Here is a 16,052-nt window from a genome sequence, read left to right as displayed (position 1 = left end):
TGGGGCGTCTCCCGTCTCGTCGTTCACACTGGCCAAATGCTTCGTCAGCCAAATAAACTAAGAGTCGCGCAGTGTCACCTGGGCGACGCGTACCGAAGCGGTGAACTCTCGCGCGGAGTGCGGAGGATGAGGATTCAGTGAGCGGACCTGCCGGAGCGACCCCCCATGCCAGCAGCAGGGCGGCGGTGCTCGACGTGATCCGGGCAGCCGGCACCATCAGCCGGGTCGGGCTCGTGAAGGCCACCGGGTTCACGGGCGCCACCATCTCCACCGTGGTCCGTCGCCTCATCGACGACGGGCTGGTGCTGGAGTCCGGCCGGGCGGAGTCCACCGGCGGCAAACGCCGGGTGCTGCTCCAGCTCAACCAGTCCTCCCGGTTCGCCGTCGGTGTGCATCTGGACCATGCCGGAATCACGTATGTGCTCACCAACCTGGGCGGTTCGGTGGTCGCCCGGATGTCCCGGGCAGGCGTTGGCACCGACGATCCGGCGGTCATCATGGAACGCATGGCGACGGAGGTCGACGCGCTGATCGACGGCGCCGGTGTCGACCGCAGCAGGATACTGGGCCTCGGCCTGGTCGCCCCCGGCCCCATGAACCAGATCAGCGGGATGCGCGTGAGCCCGCCGACGATGCGGCACTGGGAAGACTACCCACTGGCCAGCGCGCTGGAGACCGCCACCCACCTCCCGGTGGTCCTCGACAACGACGCCACCGCCGCCGCGTTGGGCGAGCACTGGTCGGGCGACGTGGGCGGCACCTCCACGTTCGCCGCCATCTACATGGGCACCGGGATCGGCGCCGGCCTCGTGGTCAACGGCATCACCTACCGGGGCGCCAGCGGCAACGCGGGCGAGATCGGCCATATTTGTCTTGATGTGAACGGTCCCGCGTGCTGGTGCGGGGCCCGGGGCTGCACGGAGATGCTGGCCGGCCCCGGCGCCGTGGTCAGCGCCGCCCGCGCCGACGCGGCGCTGGCCCGCGCGGCCGGGCTGGCCGAGTCCCCCGAACGCCCGCGCTGGCTCGCCGACTTCGCCGCGATCACCCGGGCCGCGCTGCGCGGCGACGCCCGCGCCAAGCAGCTGCTGGAGAACTCGGCGCGGCACCTCGCGATCGCCGCCCGCACCCTGGCCAACGTGATGGACCTGGAGCAGCTGGTGCTCACCGGGCCGAGCCTGGCGATCGCCGGCTCGATCTATCTGCCGGTGGTGCGGGACGAGTTGGACCGCGCGTTCTTCTCCCGGGCCACCCACTCCATCACCGTGCGGCTCTCCCGCTCGGCCGCCACCGCGCCGGCCATCGGCGCCGCCGCGCTCGTGCTCCAGTCCGAACTGGTGCCGCTGCGCGAGGGGTTGCGCCTGCCGGACAACCTGGGCGACGCGGAGCCAACGGGCCAGCCAACGAGCCGCTGACCTGCGGCGGGCGCGGGAGCGCGCGCCGTGCGCCCCGGCGACCTCAAGGGAGCGCACCACCCTAAGTGAAGAAATATCGCGGTATCTCTCCTCTAACGGGTTAATTCCGCAGGGGCGGCACATGACCGCGTCGCGGGACGGGGACAGAACGATTCGTCCAGGCGATCCCCGACGAACTGGAGCGCCTCCCTTGGCCACCTCCGACACCGTCCATCACTGCCCCTTCGACTTCGCGGAAGGGCTGGAATTCGACCCCACGCTCAGACGCCTGATGACCGAGGAGCCGGTCGCCCGCGTCACCCTCTCCTACGGCGAGGGCACGGCCTGGCTGGTCACCCGCTACGAGGACGTGCGGCTGGTCACCACCGACCGCAGGTTCAGCAGGGCCGCCGTCGCCGGGCGGAACTTCCCCCGGATGACCCCCGCGCCCATCGTCCAGTCCGAGTCCATCAACCTGCTCGACCCACCGGCCAGCAGTCGGCTGCGCCGCCTGGTGGCACAGGCGTTCACCGCGCCCCGGGTGGAGGCCATGCGGCCGGCGATCCAACGGATCGTGGACGGCCTGCTGGACGAGATGGCCGACCACGGCCCGCCGGCCGACCTGGTCGCCCACCTCTCCTCCCGACTGCCGCTGACCACCATCTGCGAGGTCCTCGACATCCCCGAGGACGACCGGCCCGAGCTGCGGCGCCGGGCGATGGCCATGATGGCCACCGGGGCGGCCACCAAGGAGGCCGCGATCCAGGCCAAGGCCGAACTACGGGCCTACTTCAAGGAGTTGACCCAGGTCCGCCGGGCCAGCCCGGGCGAGGACCTGATCAGCCACCTGGCCACCGCGCGGGACGGCGAGGAGCGGCTGGGGCCCGACGAGCTGGCCGTGATGGCGATGGTCCTGATGATGACCGGCCACGACACCAGCACCTACCAGCTGAGCAACATCACCTACACCCTGCTCACCCACCCCGAGCAGCTCGCCAAGCTGCGCGCCCGGCCGGAGCGCCTGCCGGACGCGCTGGAGGAGCTGCTGCGGTTCATCCCGTTCCGCAAGGGCGTCGGGATTCCCCGGATCGCCCTGGAGGACGTGCGCGTCGGCGACGTCACCATCCGCGCCGGCGACACCGTGCACGTGTCCTATCTGGCGGCCAACCGGGACCCGGCCCGCTTCCCGAACCCGGACGAGCTGGACCTGGACCGGTCGCCCGCGCCGCACATGACGTTCGGCTGGGGGGTCCACCACTGCATCGGCGCGCCGCTGGCCGTGATGGAACTGCGGCTGGCCATCGGCACGTTGCTCGCCCGCTTCCCCGGGCTGCGGCTCGCGGTCCCGGCCGAGCGGGTGCGGTGGAACGACGAGTCGATCTGGCGCTACCCGTATGAGCTTCCGGTCGCTTGGTGACCGGCACCACCACTGAGACTGCCGTCGACACCGCGCCGGGCGCCCAGGGCCCCGGTCGCGGCAAGGGGAGGGGACCATGGCCATTCTGTGCAGACCAGCGATCGCGGTACCGGAGCACGTGCTCACCCTGGAGGAGACCCTCCGGCTGGCACGCACCACGCACGCCGACCATCCGCAACTCGCTCTGGCCCTGCGGCTGATCGAGAACACCGGGGTGCGCACCCGACACATCGTGCGCCCGATCGAGGAAACGCTTGCGCACCCCGGTTTCGAGGAGCGGAACCGGATCTACGAGGCGGAGGCCAAGCGCCGGGTGCCGCCGGTGGTCTACCGGGCGCTGGACCAGGCGGGTCTGACCGTTCGGGATATCGACCTGATCGTCTATGTCTCGTGCACGGGCTTCATGATGCCCTCGCTGACCGCCTGGCTGATCAACACGTTGGGTTTCCGACCGGAGACGCGTCAGCTGCCGATCGCCCAGCTGGGCTGCGCGGCCGGCGGCGCGGCGATCAACCGGGCGCACGACTTCTGTCGGGCCTACCCGGGGACCAACGCGCTGATCGTGGCCTGCGAGTTCTGCTCGCTCTGCTACCAGCCCACCGACCTGGGCGTCGGGCAGCTGCTCTCCAACGGTCTCTTCGGGGACGCGGTGGCCTCGGCCGTGGTGCGCGGCCGGGGCGGCAGCGGGGTGCGCCTTGAGCGCAACGGCTCCCATCTGGTGCCGGACACCGAGGACTGGATCTCCTACGCGGTGCGGGCCACCGGCTTCCACTTCCAACTGGACAAGCGGGTGCCGACCACCATGAAGATGCTGGCGCCCGCGCTGCGCACCCTGGCCACCGAGCACGAGTGGGACGTCTCGGGGCTGGACTTCCACATCGTCCACGCGGGCGGGCCCCGCATCCTGGACGACCTGTGCCACTTCCTGGACGTGCCCCCGGAGATGTTCCGCTTCAGCCGGGCCACGCTCACCGAGCGGGGGAACATCGCCAGTTGTGTGGTCTTCGACGCCCTGGAGCGGCTGTTCGCCGCCGGGGGCGTGCCCGAGGGCGCCAGGGGGCAGATCGCGGGCTTCGGCCCGGGCATCACCGCCGAGATGGCGCTGGGGAGTTGGGTGACCGGGGAACGGCCCGCCGTGGCCGGCCAGACCCGGGGGTCGACGCACCGGGCCGGCGTCGCCTGAGGCGTCCCTCGGGCCCCGGGGTCGTCAGCCGGCCCCGGCCCCCGCCCCGGCCAGGTAGCTGGCCGCCATGTCGGTGTGGGTGGGGAAGGCCAGCGTGGCGGGGCGGGTGAGCACCAGCCACTCGGTGGCCTCGGACGTCGGCCGGGACGGCGGCAGGCCGGCCGCGTCCACGGGCGGGAACAGCGCGAACACGTTGAGATTGCGTTCGGTGCTGTGCACGTCGTAGAGCGTGACGCCCTCCGTGGACACGGTCAGGCCGGTCTCCTCCCACAACTCGCGGGCGGCGGCCTGCCGCCAGTCCTCGCCGATCTCCATGTAACCGCCGGGCAGGGCCAGTTCACCACGGCACGGCTCGATGTCCCGGCGGACCACCACCAGGCCACGGCCGCCGTCCGCCGCCACCACGGGCAGCAGGGCGACGGCCACCGGCAGGGGGTTGGCCCAGAGCGTCTCGCCACAGCGCGGGCAGTCCCTGGGCCAGCCCTCCACGGCGGCGTAACCGGCGCCGCAGTAGGGGCAGTGCGTCACGGTGCGGCCATAGGTGTAAGCCATCGAAGCGTCGCTCCGCCTTTCGTTCCGTTCCGCCCGGAGCCCTCGGGCGACCGGGATCTTCGGAGAGGCTACGCTCTCCCTGGCCGGGTCAGGGCTTGCGCCCGACGCCGCCGACGATCTCCAGGTCGGAGCGCGCCGGGCGGGCCCCGGGCGTCGGACGCCACAGCGGGCAGGAGACCACGCCGGGCTCGACCAGGTCCAACCCCTCGAAGAAGCCGGCGATCTCGGCCCGGCCGCGCAACAGGTAGGGGGCCGCGCCGGTCTGGTTGTAGAGGCCCTGGGCCTCGGCGAACGCGGGGCGCCCGGTGACGCCGTCGTTCGCCGAGAGATGGCTGCCCGGGGGCAGGGCGGCCAGCAGCGCGCTGACGATGCCCCGCGCCTCCCCGTACTCCTCGACATGGCCGAGGACGCCGCTGAGGATCAGGCCGACGGGACGGTCGAGGTCCAGAGTCTGGTCGACGGCCGCCAACACCCCCTCCGGGTCGCGGAGATCGGCGTGCACATAGTCGGTCGCGCCCTTGGGGCCGCTCGCCATCAGCGCGCGGGCGTGGGCGATGACCAGCGGATCGTTGTCGACATAGACGATCCGGGCGTCGGGGCGGACGCGTTGGGCGATCTGGTGGGTGTTCTCCGCCGTGGGCAGCCCGGTTCCGATGTCGACGAACTGGGCGATGCCGGCCTCGCGCGCCAGGTAGTGGATGCTGCGGCCCAGGAACTCCCGGGAGGCGCGGGCCACCTGGCGGACCTCGGGGAAGATCCGGCAGTAGTCGTCACCCGCCGCGCGGTCCACCGCGTAGTAGTCACGCCCGCCGAGCCAGTAGTTCCAGATCCGCGCCGAGTGCGGCACCGTCCGGTCGATCATGGGCGCGTCTTCGGTCACGGCGCGTTTCTCCTGATGGTGCCATGGTGCTGCGGTGCGGGTGGGACGTCTCCGGGGCCGGACGGCGGGGCGCGGGTGGCGCCGGGGTGGCGGGGCGCGCGCCGTGGGGACCGGGCCCGTCGGACCGGTCGGCGCGGCCGGGGTGCGCCGCCGGACCGGCCGCCGGCGTCGTCTCGCTCAGCTGGCCCACCCCGGTCGGGAGCGGGGGGCATCGTCGGGGGTGGCGGACGAAATGACCCGGGGCGTGCGGAGATTCATAACAGCAACGCATCATAGATGCGCTCTATCGATGCGTCGACAAAGCGTCCAGGACTGACGGAACGTCAGACGACCGCGACCGGCGTACCGTTGTCGCCGAGCGCGGCCCTCGCGCCCTCAGTCGGCGCGGGTGGTCAGCACCTCGTCCAGGTCGTAGCCGACGGGCTCCTCCAGCTGGGCGTAGGTGCACTCCTCGGGCTGCCGGTCGGGGCGCCAGCGGCGGAACCTGGTGGTGTGCCGGAAGCGGTCGCCCTGCATGTGGTCGTAGGCGACCTCGCAGACCCGCTCCGGGCGCAGCGGCAGCCAGCTGAGGTCCTTGCCGCCGGTCCACCGGCTGGGACCGCCCGGCAGCCGGTCCCGCTCGTGCGCCTCCTCGCGCGCCCAGTCGGCCCAGGGATGGCCCTCGACGGAGTCCATCAGCAGCGGCGTCAGCTCGGCCATCAGCTCCTCGCGTCGCCTGGCGGTGAACGAGGCGGCGACGCCCACGTGTTGCAGCCGGCCGTCGGCGTTGTAGAGGCCCAGCAGCAGGGAGCCGACGACGGGGCCGCTCTTGTGGTGGCGCAGGCCGGCGAGCACGCAGTCGGCGGTCCGCTCGTGCTTGACCTTGACCATGGTGCGCTCGTTGGGCGTGTAGGGCTGGTCGGGCCGCTTGGCGACGACGCCGTCCAGTCCGGCGCCCTCGTAGCGCTGGTACCAGTCCCGGGCGAGCGCGAGGTCGGTGGTGGCGGGGGCGAGGAAGAGCGGCGGGCCGGCGTCGGCCAGCGTCTCGACCAGCAGCCGGCGGCGCTCGGCCAGCGGCTCGGCCAGCAACGACCGCTCCCCCAGCGCCAGCAGGTCGAACGCGACGAAGCCCGAGGGGTGCCGCTCGGCGAGCATCCGCACCCGGGAGTCGGCCGGGTGGATGCGCTCCAGCAGGGCGTCGAAGTCCAGCCGCCCGGCGCGGGCGATGACGATCTCGCCGTCCAGCACGCAGCGCTCCGGCAGCCGTGCGAGGAGGCCCTCGGCCAGCTCGGGGAAATATCGGGTGAGCGGCTTGGTGGAGCGGCTGCTGATCTCGATCTCCGGGCCGTCCCGGAAGACGATCGCCCGGAAGCCGTCCCACTTGGCCTCGTAGTGCAGCCCGGGAGGGATGCGCGCGGCGGGCTTGGCGAGCATGGGCTTGACGGGGGGCATCACGGGCAGCTCCATGCTGCGGATTGTCCCCGGCGGCCGCTGGCGCCGCCCTCGGCGCGCCGCCGTTCGGGCGGGGCGGCGCCCGTGCGCGTTACCCGGCGACGAACTGGGTGAGTATCGCCTGCACCTCGTAGATGTCGACGCCCTTGGTGAAGGTCTTCTGGAGGGGCGTCGGGTTGCTGGAGACCCAGATCTTCAGCTCGGCGTCCAGGTCGAAGTGGCCGGCGGTCTCGACCGCGAAGTGGGTGATGCTCTTGTAGGGGATCGAGTGGTACTCGACCTTCTTCCCCGTGATGCCCTGCTTGTCGACCAGGATCAGCCGGCGGTCGGTGAACAGCAGCGTGTCCCGGATCAGCAGGAACGCCGCCCGCACCCGCTCCCCCTGCCCGAACAGCCGCCCGTACTCCTGCTGCGCCTGCGCCGGGTCGATCGCGTGCGCGTTGCCGAACAGTGCCATGACTGGCCCCCCACCGTGCGAAGTTGCCTCCCCGGCACTGTACCCGGGCCCACCGACAGCCGGGGGTGGTGTGCGGCGCCGCCCGGGCGCGCCCCCGTGGCCGGGCGGCCGGGGTCGGCCACATTGGGGTGTCGTGGACGGATCGGGAGGCCGGGAGGCGTCGGTGGCGGATCATCCGGTGGCGGGCTATCTGGTGTGGGCGGTGCTCTTCGGGGCGCTCTTCGGCTGGGAGGCGCTGACGCTGGCCCGCCCCGAGGCGGGGCTGCCGACGCTGAGCGACGCGATGGACGCGGTGATGCGCTACCCGGTGGGGCGTTGGGTGCTGTTCGCGGTGTGGCTGTGGTTCGGCTGGCACACCTTCGTGCGCGGCTGGCACTTCCTGCTGCGCGGCCCGGTCGAGTGACGGCGGCGGGCGACGGTGCGACCCCCGACGGCGTTGGTGCTGGCCATGACGGCGCTCGGCTATGTGCTGCTGGTGGCCACGCTGGCGCTGGGCCTGGCGCGGGCCCGTCGGGAGCGGGGTGAGCGTTCCGGGCGGCGGGGCTGGGCGGCGCTGGCCTGGCGGGTGGCGGAGACGGTGCTCGGCGGCTGGGCGGTGCTGGTCGTGGTGCTGCTGGGCTACTACTACGGGCTGGCCGATCTGGGCGGCGGGTTCCTCGTGGGTGGGCTGGCCGGGAGCGCGGCCCTGCTGGCGATCGCGCTGCCGCTGTTCGCGCTGGCCTCCTGGGGCTGGGAGCGCGCCGGGGCCCGGCGGCGCGCGGCGGGGCGCGGGGGGCGCTCGCGGTGAACGGGCGGCGCCTCGGACTGCGGCGGGGCGCGCCCGGACCTACCGTGGTGGCATGGCTGAGGCGTTGGAGGTCACGGTCGGCGGGCGCCAGGTGCGGGTGAGCAATCCGAACAAGGTGTACTTCCCCGAGCGCGGCTACACCAAGCTGGACGTGGTCGAGTACTACCGCTCCGTGGCCGACGGCGCCCTGCGGGCGCTGCGGGACCGCCCCACCACGTTGCAACGCTTCCCCGACGGCGTCACCGGCGAGGCGTTCTTCCAGAAGCGCGCGCCGAAGAACATCCCCGACTGGATTCCCACCGGGCGGATCTCGTTCCCCAGCGGCCGGCACGCGGACGAGTTCGCGCCGAACGAGCCGGCCGCCGTGGTGTGGGCGGCCAACCTGGGCTGTCTGACGTTCCACCCCTGGCCGGTGCGCCGCGACGACACCGAGCACCCGGACGAGCTGCGGATCGACCTCGACCCGCAGCCGGGCACCGACTACGCCGACGCCGTCCGGGCCGCGCTGGAACTGCGGGAGCTGCTGGAGGAGTTGGGGCTGCGCGGCTGGCCGAAGACCTCGGGCGGGCGCGGCATCCACGTCTTCGTGCCGATCGTTCCCGAGTGGACGTTCCCCCAGGTGCGGCGGGCGGCGATCGCGGTGGGGCGCGAGCTGGAGCGGCGCGCGCCCGAGCGGGTCACCACGGCCTGGTGGAAGGAGGAGCGTGGCGAGCGGATCTTCGTGGACTACAACCAGATGGCCAGGGACCGCACCATCGCCAGCGCCTACTCGGTCAGGCCGCGCCCGACGGCGACGGTCTCGGCGCCGTTGACCTGGGAGGAAGTCCCCGACGCCCGCCCGGAGGACTTCGACCTGGCCACCATGCCGGGCCGGTTCGCCGAGGTGGGCGACCCGCACGCGGAGATGGCCGAGCACCCGTGCCGGCTGGAGTCGGTGCTGGAGCTGGCCGAGCGGGACGAGCGGGAACACGGCCTGGGCGACCTGCCCTACCCGCCCGACCACCCCAAGGTCGCCGGCGAGCCCACCCGGGTGCAGCCCAGCCGGGCCCGCAGGAAGAAGTGACGGGCGGCGGGCGGGCGTTCGCGCCGGGGTCGGGGCTCGCGGGCGGGCGTTCGCGCCGGCCGTCAGGGCTTGCGGGCGACCCCGCCGGCCTGGCCGACGTCCTGCGGCCCCTGGCCGGCCGCCGGGTCGGGGCGCCAGCGGGGAACGGCGACCACGCCGGGCTCGACCAGTTCGAGACCGTCGAAGTACCCACGGATCTCGTCCATCGTGCGCAGCCGGTACGGGACGGCCCCGGACGCGTTGTAGGCGGCCTGGGCGGAGCAGTACACCTCGTCGGTGTCGGTGCCCTCGTTGATGGAGATGTGGCTGCCGGAGGCCAGCCCCGCCATCAGGCGTTGCACGATGGACCGTGCCTCGTCGAAGGTCTCGACATGGCCGAGGATGCCGCTGAGGATCACGCCGACGGGGAGGTCGAGGTCGAGGTGTTCGGTGGCGGCCTCAAGGATGCGCTCGGGCTCGTGGAGGTCGGCCTCGATATAGGCGGTGTGGCCCTCGGGCGTCGAGGTGAGCAGCGCGTTGGCGTGCATCAGCACCAGCGGGTCGTTGTCGACGTAGACCACCCTGGCCTCGGGGTTGACCCGCTGGGCGACCTGGTGCGTGTTGTCCACGGTGGGCAGCCCGGTGCCGACGTCGAGGAACTGCCAGACGCCGGCGTCGCGGGCCATGTAGCGGATGGAGCGGACGAGGAACTGCCGGGAGCAGCGGGCGACGTCCACGATGCCGGGGAACGCCTCCCGGTACTGGTCCCCGGCGATCCGGTCCACCTCGTAGTTGTCGCTGCCGCCCAGCCAGTAGTTCCAGATCCTGGCGGAGTGCGGCACGGAGGTGTCGATCTTGGACACCGGCACGGGACGGGGGGTTGACGCGTCGTCTGTCACGGGCGCTTCTCCTGCGGTGCGTCGGGCCTGCCACGCCCAACGTAGCCGCCCGGGCGGGCCAGCCGGGCCAGGCTCACCACAGGCGCGCGCGTGCGTCCCGGCCGCGGCCGGCGCGGGGGCGGGCCGGGGCCGGGCCCGTGCCGGATCAGGCGATGCGGCCCAGGTCGGCGGCGTGCACCGGGTGCGCCAACGGCTCGCCCGCGCCGATGTGCTCCAGCTCCTCCAGCACCACGCCGGCCAGCCGGTGCAGCTCGGTGCCCTGGGCGCCGGCCACATGCGGGGTGAGCCAGACGTTGTCCAGCGACCACAGCGGGGAGTCGGCGGGCAGCGGCTCGGGCTCGGTCACGTCCAGGACGGCGGTCAGCCGGCCGCTGACCAACTCCGGCTCCAGCGCCGCGTGATCGACCAGCGCGCCCCTGGCGGTGTTGATCAGCACCGCGCCGTCACGCATCAGGGCGAGGCGGGAGGCGTTCAGCATGTGGCGGGTCTCGGCGATGGCGGGCGCGTGCAGGCTGACCAGGTCGCTGGTGGCCAGCAGCTCCTCCAGCGACAGCGGGGTGGCGCCGAGCGCGGCGGCGCCCTCGGCGTCGAGGTAGGGGTCGGAGATGACGACCTCCAGGTCGAACGGGCGCAGCGCCTGGGCGACCAGCCGGCCGATCCGGGAGGCGCCGACCAGGCCGACCCGGCGCCCGTGGTTGCCGACGGTGGGGAACTGGCGCAGCAGGTCGACGTGGCCACGCCCGTCGCGCAGCCGGGCCATGGCGGCCGGGACGCCCTTGAGGGTCAGCAGGATCATCGCCAGGGTGTACTCGGCGACGGGCTGGGCGTTGGCCTGGGCGGCGGTGGAGACCTGGATGCCGCGTTCCCAACAGGCCGGCGAGAGGTGGCCCTTGACCGTGCCGGCGGAGTGCAGCACGGCGCGCAGGTTGGGGGCCGCCGCGAGCGTCGCCTCGTCCACGACGGGGCTGCCCCAGCCGGTGATGAGCACCTCGACCTCGCCGAGCCTGGCGCGGGCGGCCGGCGAGGTGAACTCGGTGAGCACCGAACCGTCTCCCAGGTCGGCCAGCTCCCGGAGTCGGGCCAGCTGGGCCGGGGTGAAGAGACGGTCCGGGAGGTCGGGGAACATGGCGAGAGCGGCCTGGGGCAGTCGGCGCTGCACGTGCTTCCTCCGGGGGTGGGGCTGTCGAGGCGGTGCTGTCGAGGTGGAGCTGTCGAGGTGGGGGCGGCGGTAAGCGATTGCTGAACCCCGTGCATGGTATGCGACGGGGGTTGGGGCGGGACGCGGGAGCCCTGGGGGCTCCCCGGGCGAGGTGGTGCGCGCGGGCGCGGGCCGGCGCGGGTGCCCTGCGGGCGGCGGCCAACGGTGCGGGGGCGCCCCCGTACCGGCGCGGCGGCGTTCCCTCGGTGGCTGACCGCGGCGGTGATCAACGGGGCCGCGCGGGCCGGCCGTTGACCGCCGAGACCGTCGGCGCCCCGCGCCTGCGGGGGCGACCTCGGCCGACGCGCCCCGTCAACAGGAGCCGCCGTTGAGATCCCCTGCCCTGGCGGGCGGCGGCGCGAGGGTGTGGCGGGGAACGGGCATGGGCCGCCGAGCGGGAGCCCGGCTCCGGTGGGGCGCGGGCTCGCCCACGGGGCGAGGCCGCGTCAGTGGGGGGCCGTGGCGGTCAACGTCGTGACGGCGGTGTCGAGTTGGGTCGGAGTGAGGTCGGCGCGGGCGGTCAGGCGGACGCGGGAGATGCCGTCGGGGACCGAGGGCGGGCGGAAGCAGCCGACCAGCAGGTCCCGGCCCCGGCAGGACTCGGCCCAGGCGAGGGCCGCCTCGGGCGAGGGCGCGCGGAGGGACAGCACGGCGGCGGCCGGGGGGTGGGCGGTCAGTCCGGCGGCGGTGAGGCGTCGGTGCAGGGTGGCCGCCGTCGTTCTGGCCCGTTCCGCCAGCGCCGGCTCGGCGCGCAGCAGGCGCAGGGCGGCCAGCGCGGCGGCCACGGCCGGCGGTGCCAGGCCGGTGTCGAAGATCATGGTGCGGGCGGTGTTGACCAGGTGCCTGATCACCCGTTCCGGGCCCAACACCGCGCCGCCCTGGCTGCCCAGGGCCTTGGAGAGGGTCACCGTGGCCACCACGTCGGGCGCCCCGGCGAGGCCCGCCCCGGCCAGCGCGCCGCGCCCGCCGGGGCCGAGCACGCCGAGGCCGTGCGCGTCGTCGACCAGCAGGGCGGCGCCGTGGGCCCGGCAGGTCTCGGCCAGCGCGGGCAGCGGCGCGGCGTCCCCGTCGACCGAGAAGACCGCGTCGCTGACGGCCAGCGCCGGCCCGTCGTGGCCGGCCAACGCGGCGGCGACGGCGGCCGGTTGGGCGTGCGGCACCACGGCGGTCGTCGCGCGGGCCAGCCGGCAGCCGTCGATGAGCGAGGCGTGGTTGCCGGCGTCGGAGACGAGGAGGGTTCCGGCGGGGGCGAGGGCGGTGAGGGCGGCCAGGTTGGCGGCGTAGCCGGAGGCGAAGACCAGCGCGGACTCCGTTCCGCAGAACGCGGCCAGCTCCGCCTCCAGTTGGGCGTGGGCCTCGGTGCTGCCGGTGACCAGGCGGGAGCCGGTGGCGCCGGCGCCCCAGCGGTGGGCGGCCTCGGCGGCGGCCGCCTTCACCTCGGGGTGGCGGGCCAGGCCGAGGTAGTCGTTTCCGGCCAGGTCCAGCGCGGTCGAGTCGGCGGCGCGGGGGCGCAGTCGCCGGGTGAGGCCGGCCTTGGCGCGGCGTTCGGCGGCCTCGTCGAGCCAGTCCAGCACGTGGGCGGGGGCCGGGCGCGGGGGCGTCGTCATGCCGGCCCTCCCCCGTTTCGCGATCCTCGGTCTTGTTGACTGCCCATAAAGCTAATGGCCTGCCGGCCCGCGCAACATGCGGAGACGGACAGACGGCCGGCAACCGCTGTTGTGGGGTTCCACCTTGGACCTTGGGGGCCCGGTGCGACAGGATCGGGAGCCATGGACCTTCTGGACCGGCTGGTGGACAAGGGGCTGCGCCGTGCGCGGCCCACCCGCGAGGAGGCGCTGGCCGTGCTGGCCACCTCCGACGACGAGCTGCTGGACGTGGTGGCCGCCGCCGGCCGGGTGCGCCGGCACTGGTTCGGGCGGCGGGTGAAGCTGAACTACCTGGTGAACCTCAAGTCGGGCCGCTGCCCCGAGGACTGCTTCTACTGCTCGCAGCGGCTGGGCTCGAAGGCCGAGGTGCTGAAGTACACCTGGCTGAAGCCGGAGGAGGCGGCCGAGGCGGCGAGCGCCGGGGTGGCCGGGGGCGCGAAGCGGGTGTGCCTGGTGGCCAGCGGCCGGGGGCCGACCGACCGGGACGTGGACCGGGTCTCGAAGACGATCGAGGCGGTGCGCGAGCGCCATCCCGAGGTGGAGGTCTGCGCCTGCCTGGGGCTGCTGTCCGAGGGGCAGGCCGGCCGGCTGCGCGCGGCGGGGGCCGACGCCTACAACCACAACCTCAACACCTCCGAGGCGACCTACGGGGACATCTGCACCACCCACGGCTACGAGGACCGGGTGGCCACGGTGCGGGAGGCCAGGTCGGCGGGGCTCTCGGCCTGTTCGGGGCTGATCGCGGGGATGGGCGAGAGCGACGAGGACCTGGTGGACGTGGTGTTCGCGCTGCGGGACCTGGACCCGGACTCGGTGCCGGTGAACTTCCTGATGCCGTTCGAGGGCACCCCGTTGGCGGGAACGTGGGAGCTGACGCCGGCGCGGGCGCTGCGGGTGCTGGCGATGACGCGGTTCGTCTGCCCGGATGTGGAGGTGCGGCTGGCCGGCGGGCGGGAGACGCATCTGCGGTCGCTCCAACCGCTGGCGCTGCACATCGTGAACTCGATCTTCCTGGGCGACTACCTGACCAGCGAGGGCCAGGCGGGCCGGGAGGATCTGGCGATGATCGCGGACGCGGGGTTCGAGGTGGAGGGCGCGGACAGCGACACGCTGCCGGCGCACCGGGACGGCCTGGTGACGGTGCGCCGCCGGGGCGCGGGCACCGACCTTCCGCCCAACGCCTGAGGGGGCGCGCTGTGTTGACGCCTGGTCAGACGGTGCGGCGCCCCGCCGACGTGTTGGCGCTCGACCGGGAACACGTCTGGCACCCCTACGGTCCGATGCCGGCGGCCAGCGCTCCGCTGCTGGTGGAGTCGGCCCGTGGGGTGCGGCTGCGGCTGGCCGAACCGGCTTTCGGGCAACGGGAGTTGGTGGACGGGATGGCCTCGTGGTGGTCGGCCGTGCACGGCTACCGGCACCCGGTGCTGGACGCGGCGGCGGCCCAGCAGCTGGGGCGGATGAGCCATGTGATGTTCGGCGGCCTGACGAACCGTCCGGCCGTCGAACTCGCCGCGCGACTGGTGGAGTTGACGCCCGGCGAGCTGCGGCACGTGTTTCTCGCGGACTCGGGTTCGGTGTCCGTCGAGGTGGCGCTGAAGATGTGCCTCCAGTACTGGGTCTCGGTCGGACACCCGGAGCGACGGCGGCTGTTGACGTGGCGGGGCGGCTATCACGGCGACACCTGGCACGCGATGTCGGTCTGCGATCCCGAGGGCGGGATGCACGAGCTGTGGTCGGGGGCGCTGCCGCGTCAGGTGTTCGCGGACGCCCCGCCGCCCGGGTTCGACGCGCCGCCCGACCCCGACTACGTCGGGCGGCTGCGGGCCCTGGTCGCCGAGCACGCGGGGGAGTTGGCGGCCGTGGTGGTCGAGCCCGTGGTGCAGGGGGCGGGCGGGATGGCGTTCCACTCCCCCGGGTATCTGCGGGTGCTGCGGGAGGCGTGCGACGAGCACGGGGTGCTGTTGGTCTTCGACGAGATCGCCACCGGATTCGGCCGCACGGGGCGGCTGTTCGCGGCCGAGCACGCGGGTGTGGTGCCCGATGTGCTGTGCGTGGGCAAGGCGTTGACGGGGGGTTATCTGACGCTGGCGGCGACGCTGTGCACGCCCCGGGTGGCGGAGGGCATCTCGCGGGGCGAGGTGCCGGTGCTGGCGCACGGGCCGACCTATATGGGCAACCCGCTCGCCTGCGCGGTCGCGTTGGCCTCGGTCGACCTGCTGCTGGCCGGGGACTGGGCCGGCGAGGTGGCGCGGATCGAGGCCGGGCTGCGGGCCGGTCTCGCGCCGGCGGTCGAACTGCCCGGGGTGCGGGACGTGCGGGTGCTGGGCGCGATCGGGGTCATCCAGCTGGACCACCCGGTGGACCTGCCGGCCGCCTCGGAGGCGGCGGTGCGCGCGGGCGTGTGGCTGCGGCCGTTCCGGGACCTGATCTACACCATGCCGCCCTATGTGACCGAGGACGCCGACGTGGCGCGGATCTGCGCTGCCGCCGTGGCGGCGGCGCGGGCGGGGTGAGGCGCCGTGCGTGTGGTGGGTGAACAGCCGCCTGGTGGGCGGGTGTTGGTGGTCAGCGGGACCGGGACCGAGATCGGCAAGACGGTGGTGACGGCCGCCGTGGCGGCGGTGGCGCTGGCCGCCGGGCGGCGGGTCGCGGTGCTGAAGCCGGCGCAGACGGGGCTGGCGCCGGGCGAGCCGGGCGACGCCGCCGAGGCGGCGCGGCTGGCCGGGCCGTTGACGGCGCGGGAGTTGGCGCGGTTCCCCGAGCCGCTGGCGCCGGCGACGGCCGCCGCGCGGTGTGGGCTGCCGCCGGTGGGTCCGGCCGACGTGGCCAAGGCGGCCGAGGAGTTGGCGAGCGAGCACGACCTGGTGCTGGTGGAGGGCGCCGGCGGGCTGCTGGTGCGGCTGGACGAGACGGGCGGCACGCTGGCGGACGCGGCGGTGCTGCTGGGGGCGCCGGTGCTGGTGGTGGTGGCCGCAGGGCTCGGCACGCTCAACCTGACCGCGCTGACGGCGGAGGCGCTGGCGGCGCGGGGGCTGGGGCTGGCGGGGGTGGTGATCGGCAGCTGGCCGGCCGAGCCGGACCTGGCGGCCCGCTGCAACCTGGCCGACCTGCCCGTGGCGGCGGGCGCGCCGCTGCTGGGCGCGGTGCCGGCGGGGGCGGGCGCGCTGCG

Annotated in this window: 16 protein-coding genes; 9 read left to right on the top strand and 7 right to left on the bottom strand. The window is 74.0% G+C overall.

Features of this window, described 5'->3' with window-relative positions:
* Positions 1-137: 137 nt before the first annotated feature.
* The 3 genes from EBN88_RS14495 to EBN88_RS14485 all read left to right on the top strand — a co-directional run bounded on the left by EBN88_RS14495 (position 138) and on the right by EBN88_RS14485 (position 3,991).
* A complete protein-coding gene (locus EBN88_RS14495; protein WP_122184292.1) occupies positions 138-1,412 on the top strand; it encodes an ROK family transcriptional regulator in 1,275 nt (424 codons plus the stop codon).
* 190 nt (positions 1,413-1,602) lie between these two features.
* Complete coding sequence (locus EBN88_RS14490; protein ID WP_233580669.1) at positions 1,603-2,808, top strand: cytochrome P450; 1,206 nt, start codon at positions 1,603-1,605, stop codon at positions 2,806-2,808.
* Positions 2,809-2,884: 76 nt separating this feature from the next.
* The gene (locus tag EBN88_RS14485) at positions 2,885-3,991 is read left to right on the top strand and encodes a type III polyketide synthase (RefSeq protein WP_122184290.1); all 1,107 of its coding nucleotides are present in this window, start codon (positions 2,885-2,887) and stop codon (positions 3,989-3,991) included.
* Between the two features lie 24 nt (positions 3,992-4,015).
* Here the strand turns inward: EBN88_RS14485 and EBN88_RS14480 are convergent, their stop codons facing one another.
* The 4 genes from EBN88_RS14480 to EBN88_RS14465 all read right to left on the bottom strand — a co-directional run bounded on the left by EBN88_RS14480 (position 4,016) and on the right by EBN88_RS14465 (position 7,311).
* Entirely contained in the window at positions 4,016-4,543 is a 528-nt protein-coding gene (locus EBN88_RS14480) for an NUDIX domain-containing protein (protein WP_122184289.1), read from the bottom strand.
* A gap of 88 nt (positions 4,544-4,631) precedes the next feature.
* Positions 4,632-5,405 (bottom strand): SAM-dependent methyltransferase, encoded by a 774-nt coding sequence (locus EBN88_RS14475; protein ID WP_122184302.1) that lies wholly within the window; start codon positions 5,403-5,405, stop codon positions 4,632-4,634.
* Between the two features lie 393 nt (positions 5,406-5,798).
* Positions 5,799-6,869, bottom strand: coding sequence for an ATP-dependent DNA ligase (locus EBN88_RS14470; protein ID WP_122184288.1), 1,071 nt, complete (start codon positions 6,867-6,869; stop codon positions 5,799-5,801).
* 76 nt (positions 6,870-6,945) lie between these two features.
* On the bottom strand, positions 6,946-7,311 hold the full coding sequence (locus EBN88_RS14465; protein WP_122184287.1) for a PH domain-containing protein: 366 nt from the start codon (positions 7,309-7,311) through the stop codon (positions 6,946-6,948).
* Positions 7,312-7,444: 133 nt separating this feature from the next.
* Here EBN88_RS14465 and EBN88_RS14460 point away from each other — a divergent pair, with 133 nt between their 5' ends.
* Genes EBN88_RS14460 through ligD form a run of 3 tightly spaced genes read left to right on the top strand, consistent with a single transcriptional unit; the run spans position 7,445 to position 9,161 of the window.
* Positions 7,445-7,714 (top strand): DUF6186 family protein, encoded by a 270-nt coding sequence (locus EBN88_RS14460; protein ID WP_199742359.1) that lies wholly within the window; start codon positions 7,445-7,447, stop codon positions 7,712-7,714.
* A gap of 15 nt (positions 7,715-7,729) precedes the next feature.
* A complete protein-coding gene (locus EBN88_RS14455) occupies positions 7,730-8,098 on the top strand; it encodes a DUF6256 family protein (protein WP_147472727.1) in 369 nt (122 codons plus the stop codon).
* 52 nt (positions 8,099-8,150) lie between these two features.
* On the top strand, positions 8,151-9,161 hold the full coding sequence (gene ligD / locus EBN88_RS14450; RefSeq protein ID WP_122184284.1) for a non-homologous end-joining DNA ligase: 1,011 nt from the start codon (positions 8,151-8,153) through the stop codon (positions 9,159-9,161).
* Between the two features lie 62 nt (positions 9,162-9,223).
* Here the strand turns inward: ligD and EBN88_RS14445 are convergent, their stop codons facing one another.
* The 3 genes from EBN88_RS14445 to EBN88_RS14435 all read right to left on the bottom strand — a co-directional run bounded on the left by EBN88_RS14445 (position 9,224) and on the right by EBN88_RS14435 (position 12,844).
* Positions 9,224-10,039: an SAM-dependent methyltransferase gene (locus EBN88_RS14445; RefSeq protein ID WP_122184283.1), complete on the bottom strand. Its 816-nt coding sequence runs from the start codon at positions 10,037-10,039 to the stop codon at positions 9,224-9,226.
* A 145-nt stretch (positions 10,040-10,184) separates the two neighbouring features.
* Positions 10,185-11,165 (bottom strand): hydroxyacid dehydrogenase, encoded by a 981-nt coding sequence (locus EBN88_RS14440; RefSeq protein ID WP_122184301.1) that lies wholly within the window; start codon positions 11,163-11,165, stop codon positions 10,185-10,187.
* A gap of 518 nt (positions 11,166-11,683) precedes the next feature.
* Positions 11,684-12,844, bottom strand: coding sequence for an 8-amino-7-oxononanoate synthase (locus EBN88_RS14435; protein ID WP_122184282.1), 1,161 nt, complete (start codon positions 12,842-12,844; stop codon positions 11,684-11,686).
* A gap of 162 nt (positions 12,845-13,006) precedes the next feature.
* Here EBN88_RS14435 and bioB point away from each other — a divergent pair, with 162 nt between their 5' ends.
* The 3 genes from bioB to bioD all read left to right on the top strand — a co-directional run.
* Positions 13,007-14,068 (top strand): biotin synthase BioB, encoded by a 1,062-nt coding sequence (bioB, locus tag EBN88_RS14430; protein WP_122184281.1) that lies wholly within the window; start codon positions 13,007-13,009, stop codon positions 14,066-14,068.
* A gap of 11 nt (positions 14,069-14,079) precedes the next feature.
* Complete coding sequence (locus EBN88_RS14425) at positions 14,080-15,396, top strand: adenosylmethionine--8-amino-7-oxononanoate transaminase (RefSeq protein WP_233580667.1); 1,317 nt, start codon at positions 14,080-14,082, stop codon at positions 15,394-15,396.
* 6 nt (positions 15,397-15,402) lie between these two features.
* A partial coding sequence (bioD, locus tag EBN88_RS14420) for a dethiobiotin synthase (RefSeq protein WP_233580666.1) occupies positions 15,403-16,052 on the top strand: 650 nt, incomplete at its 3' end.

The sequence above is a fragment of the Streptomyces triticirhizae genome (genome assembly GCF_003696235.1).
GTDB lineage: Bacteria > Actinomycetota > Actinomycetes > Streptomycetales > Streptomycetaceae > Streptomyces > Streptomyces triticirhizae.
This window is presented reverse-complemented; position numbering and strand designations above follow the sequence as displayed.

Bases quoted from the DNA above. Each gene is read 5' to 3' on its own strand.
- EBN88_RS14440 (WP_122184301.1), bottom strand. From the start codon at position 11,165: ATGTTCCCCGACCTCCCGGACCGTCTCTTCACCCCGGCCCAGCTGGCC.
- EBN88_RS14480 (WP_122184289.1), bottom strand. From the start codon at position 4,543: ATGGCTTACACCTATGGCCGCACCGTGACGCACTGCCCCTACTGCGGC.
- EBN88_RS14435 (WP_122184282.1), bottom strand. From the start codon at position 12,844: ATGACGACGCCCCCGCGCCCGGCCCCCGCCCACGTGCTGGACTGGCTC.
- EBN88_RS14475 (WP_122184302.1), bottom strand. From the start codon at position 5,405: ATGATCGACCGGACGGTGCCGCACTCGGCGCGGATCTGGAACTACTGG.
- EBN88_RS14465 (WP_122184287.1), bottom strand. From the start codon at position 7,311: ATGGCACTGTTCGGCAACGCGCACGCGATCGACCCGGCGCAGGCGCAG.
- ligD (WP_122184284.1), top strand. From the start codon at position 8,151: ATGGCTGAGGCGTTGGAGGTCACGGTCGGCGGGCGCCAGGTGCGGGTG.
- EBN88_RS14485 (WP_122184290.1), top strand. From the start codon at position 2,885: ATGGCCATTCTGTGCAGACCAGCGATCGCGGTACCGGAGCACGTGCTC.
- bioB (WP_122184281.1), top strand. From the start codon at position 13,007: ATGGACCTTCTGGACCGGCTGGTGGACAAGGGGCTGCGCCGTGCGCGG.
- EBN88_RS14470 (WP_122184288.1), bottom strand. From the start codon at position 6,869: ATGGAGCTGCCCGTGATGCCCCCCGTCAAGCCCATGCTCGCCAAGCCC.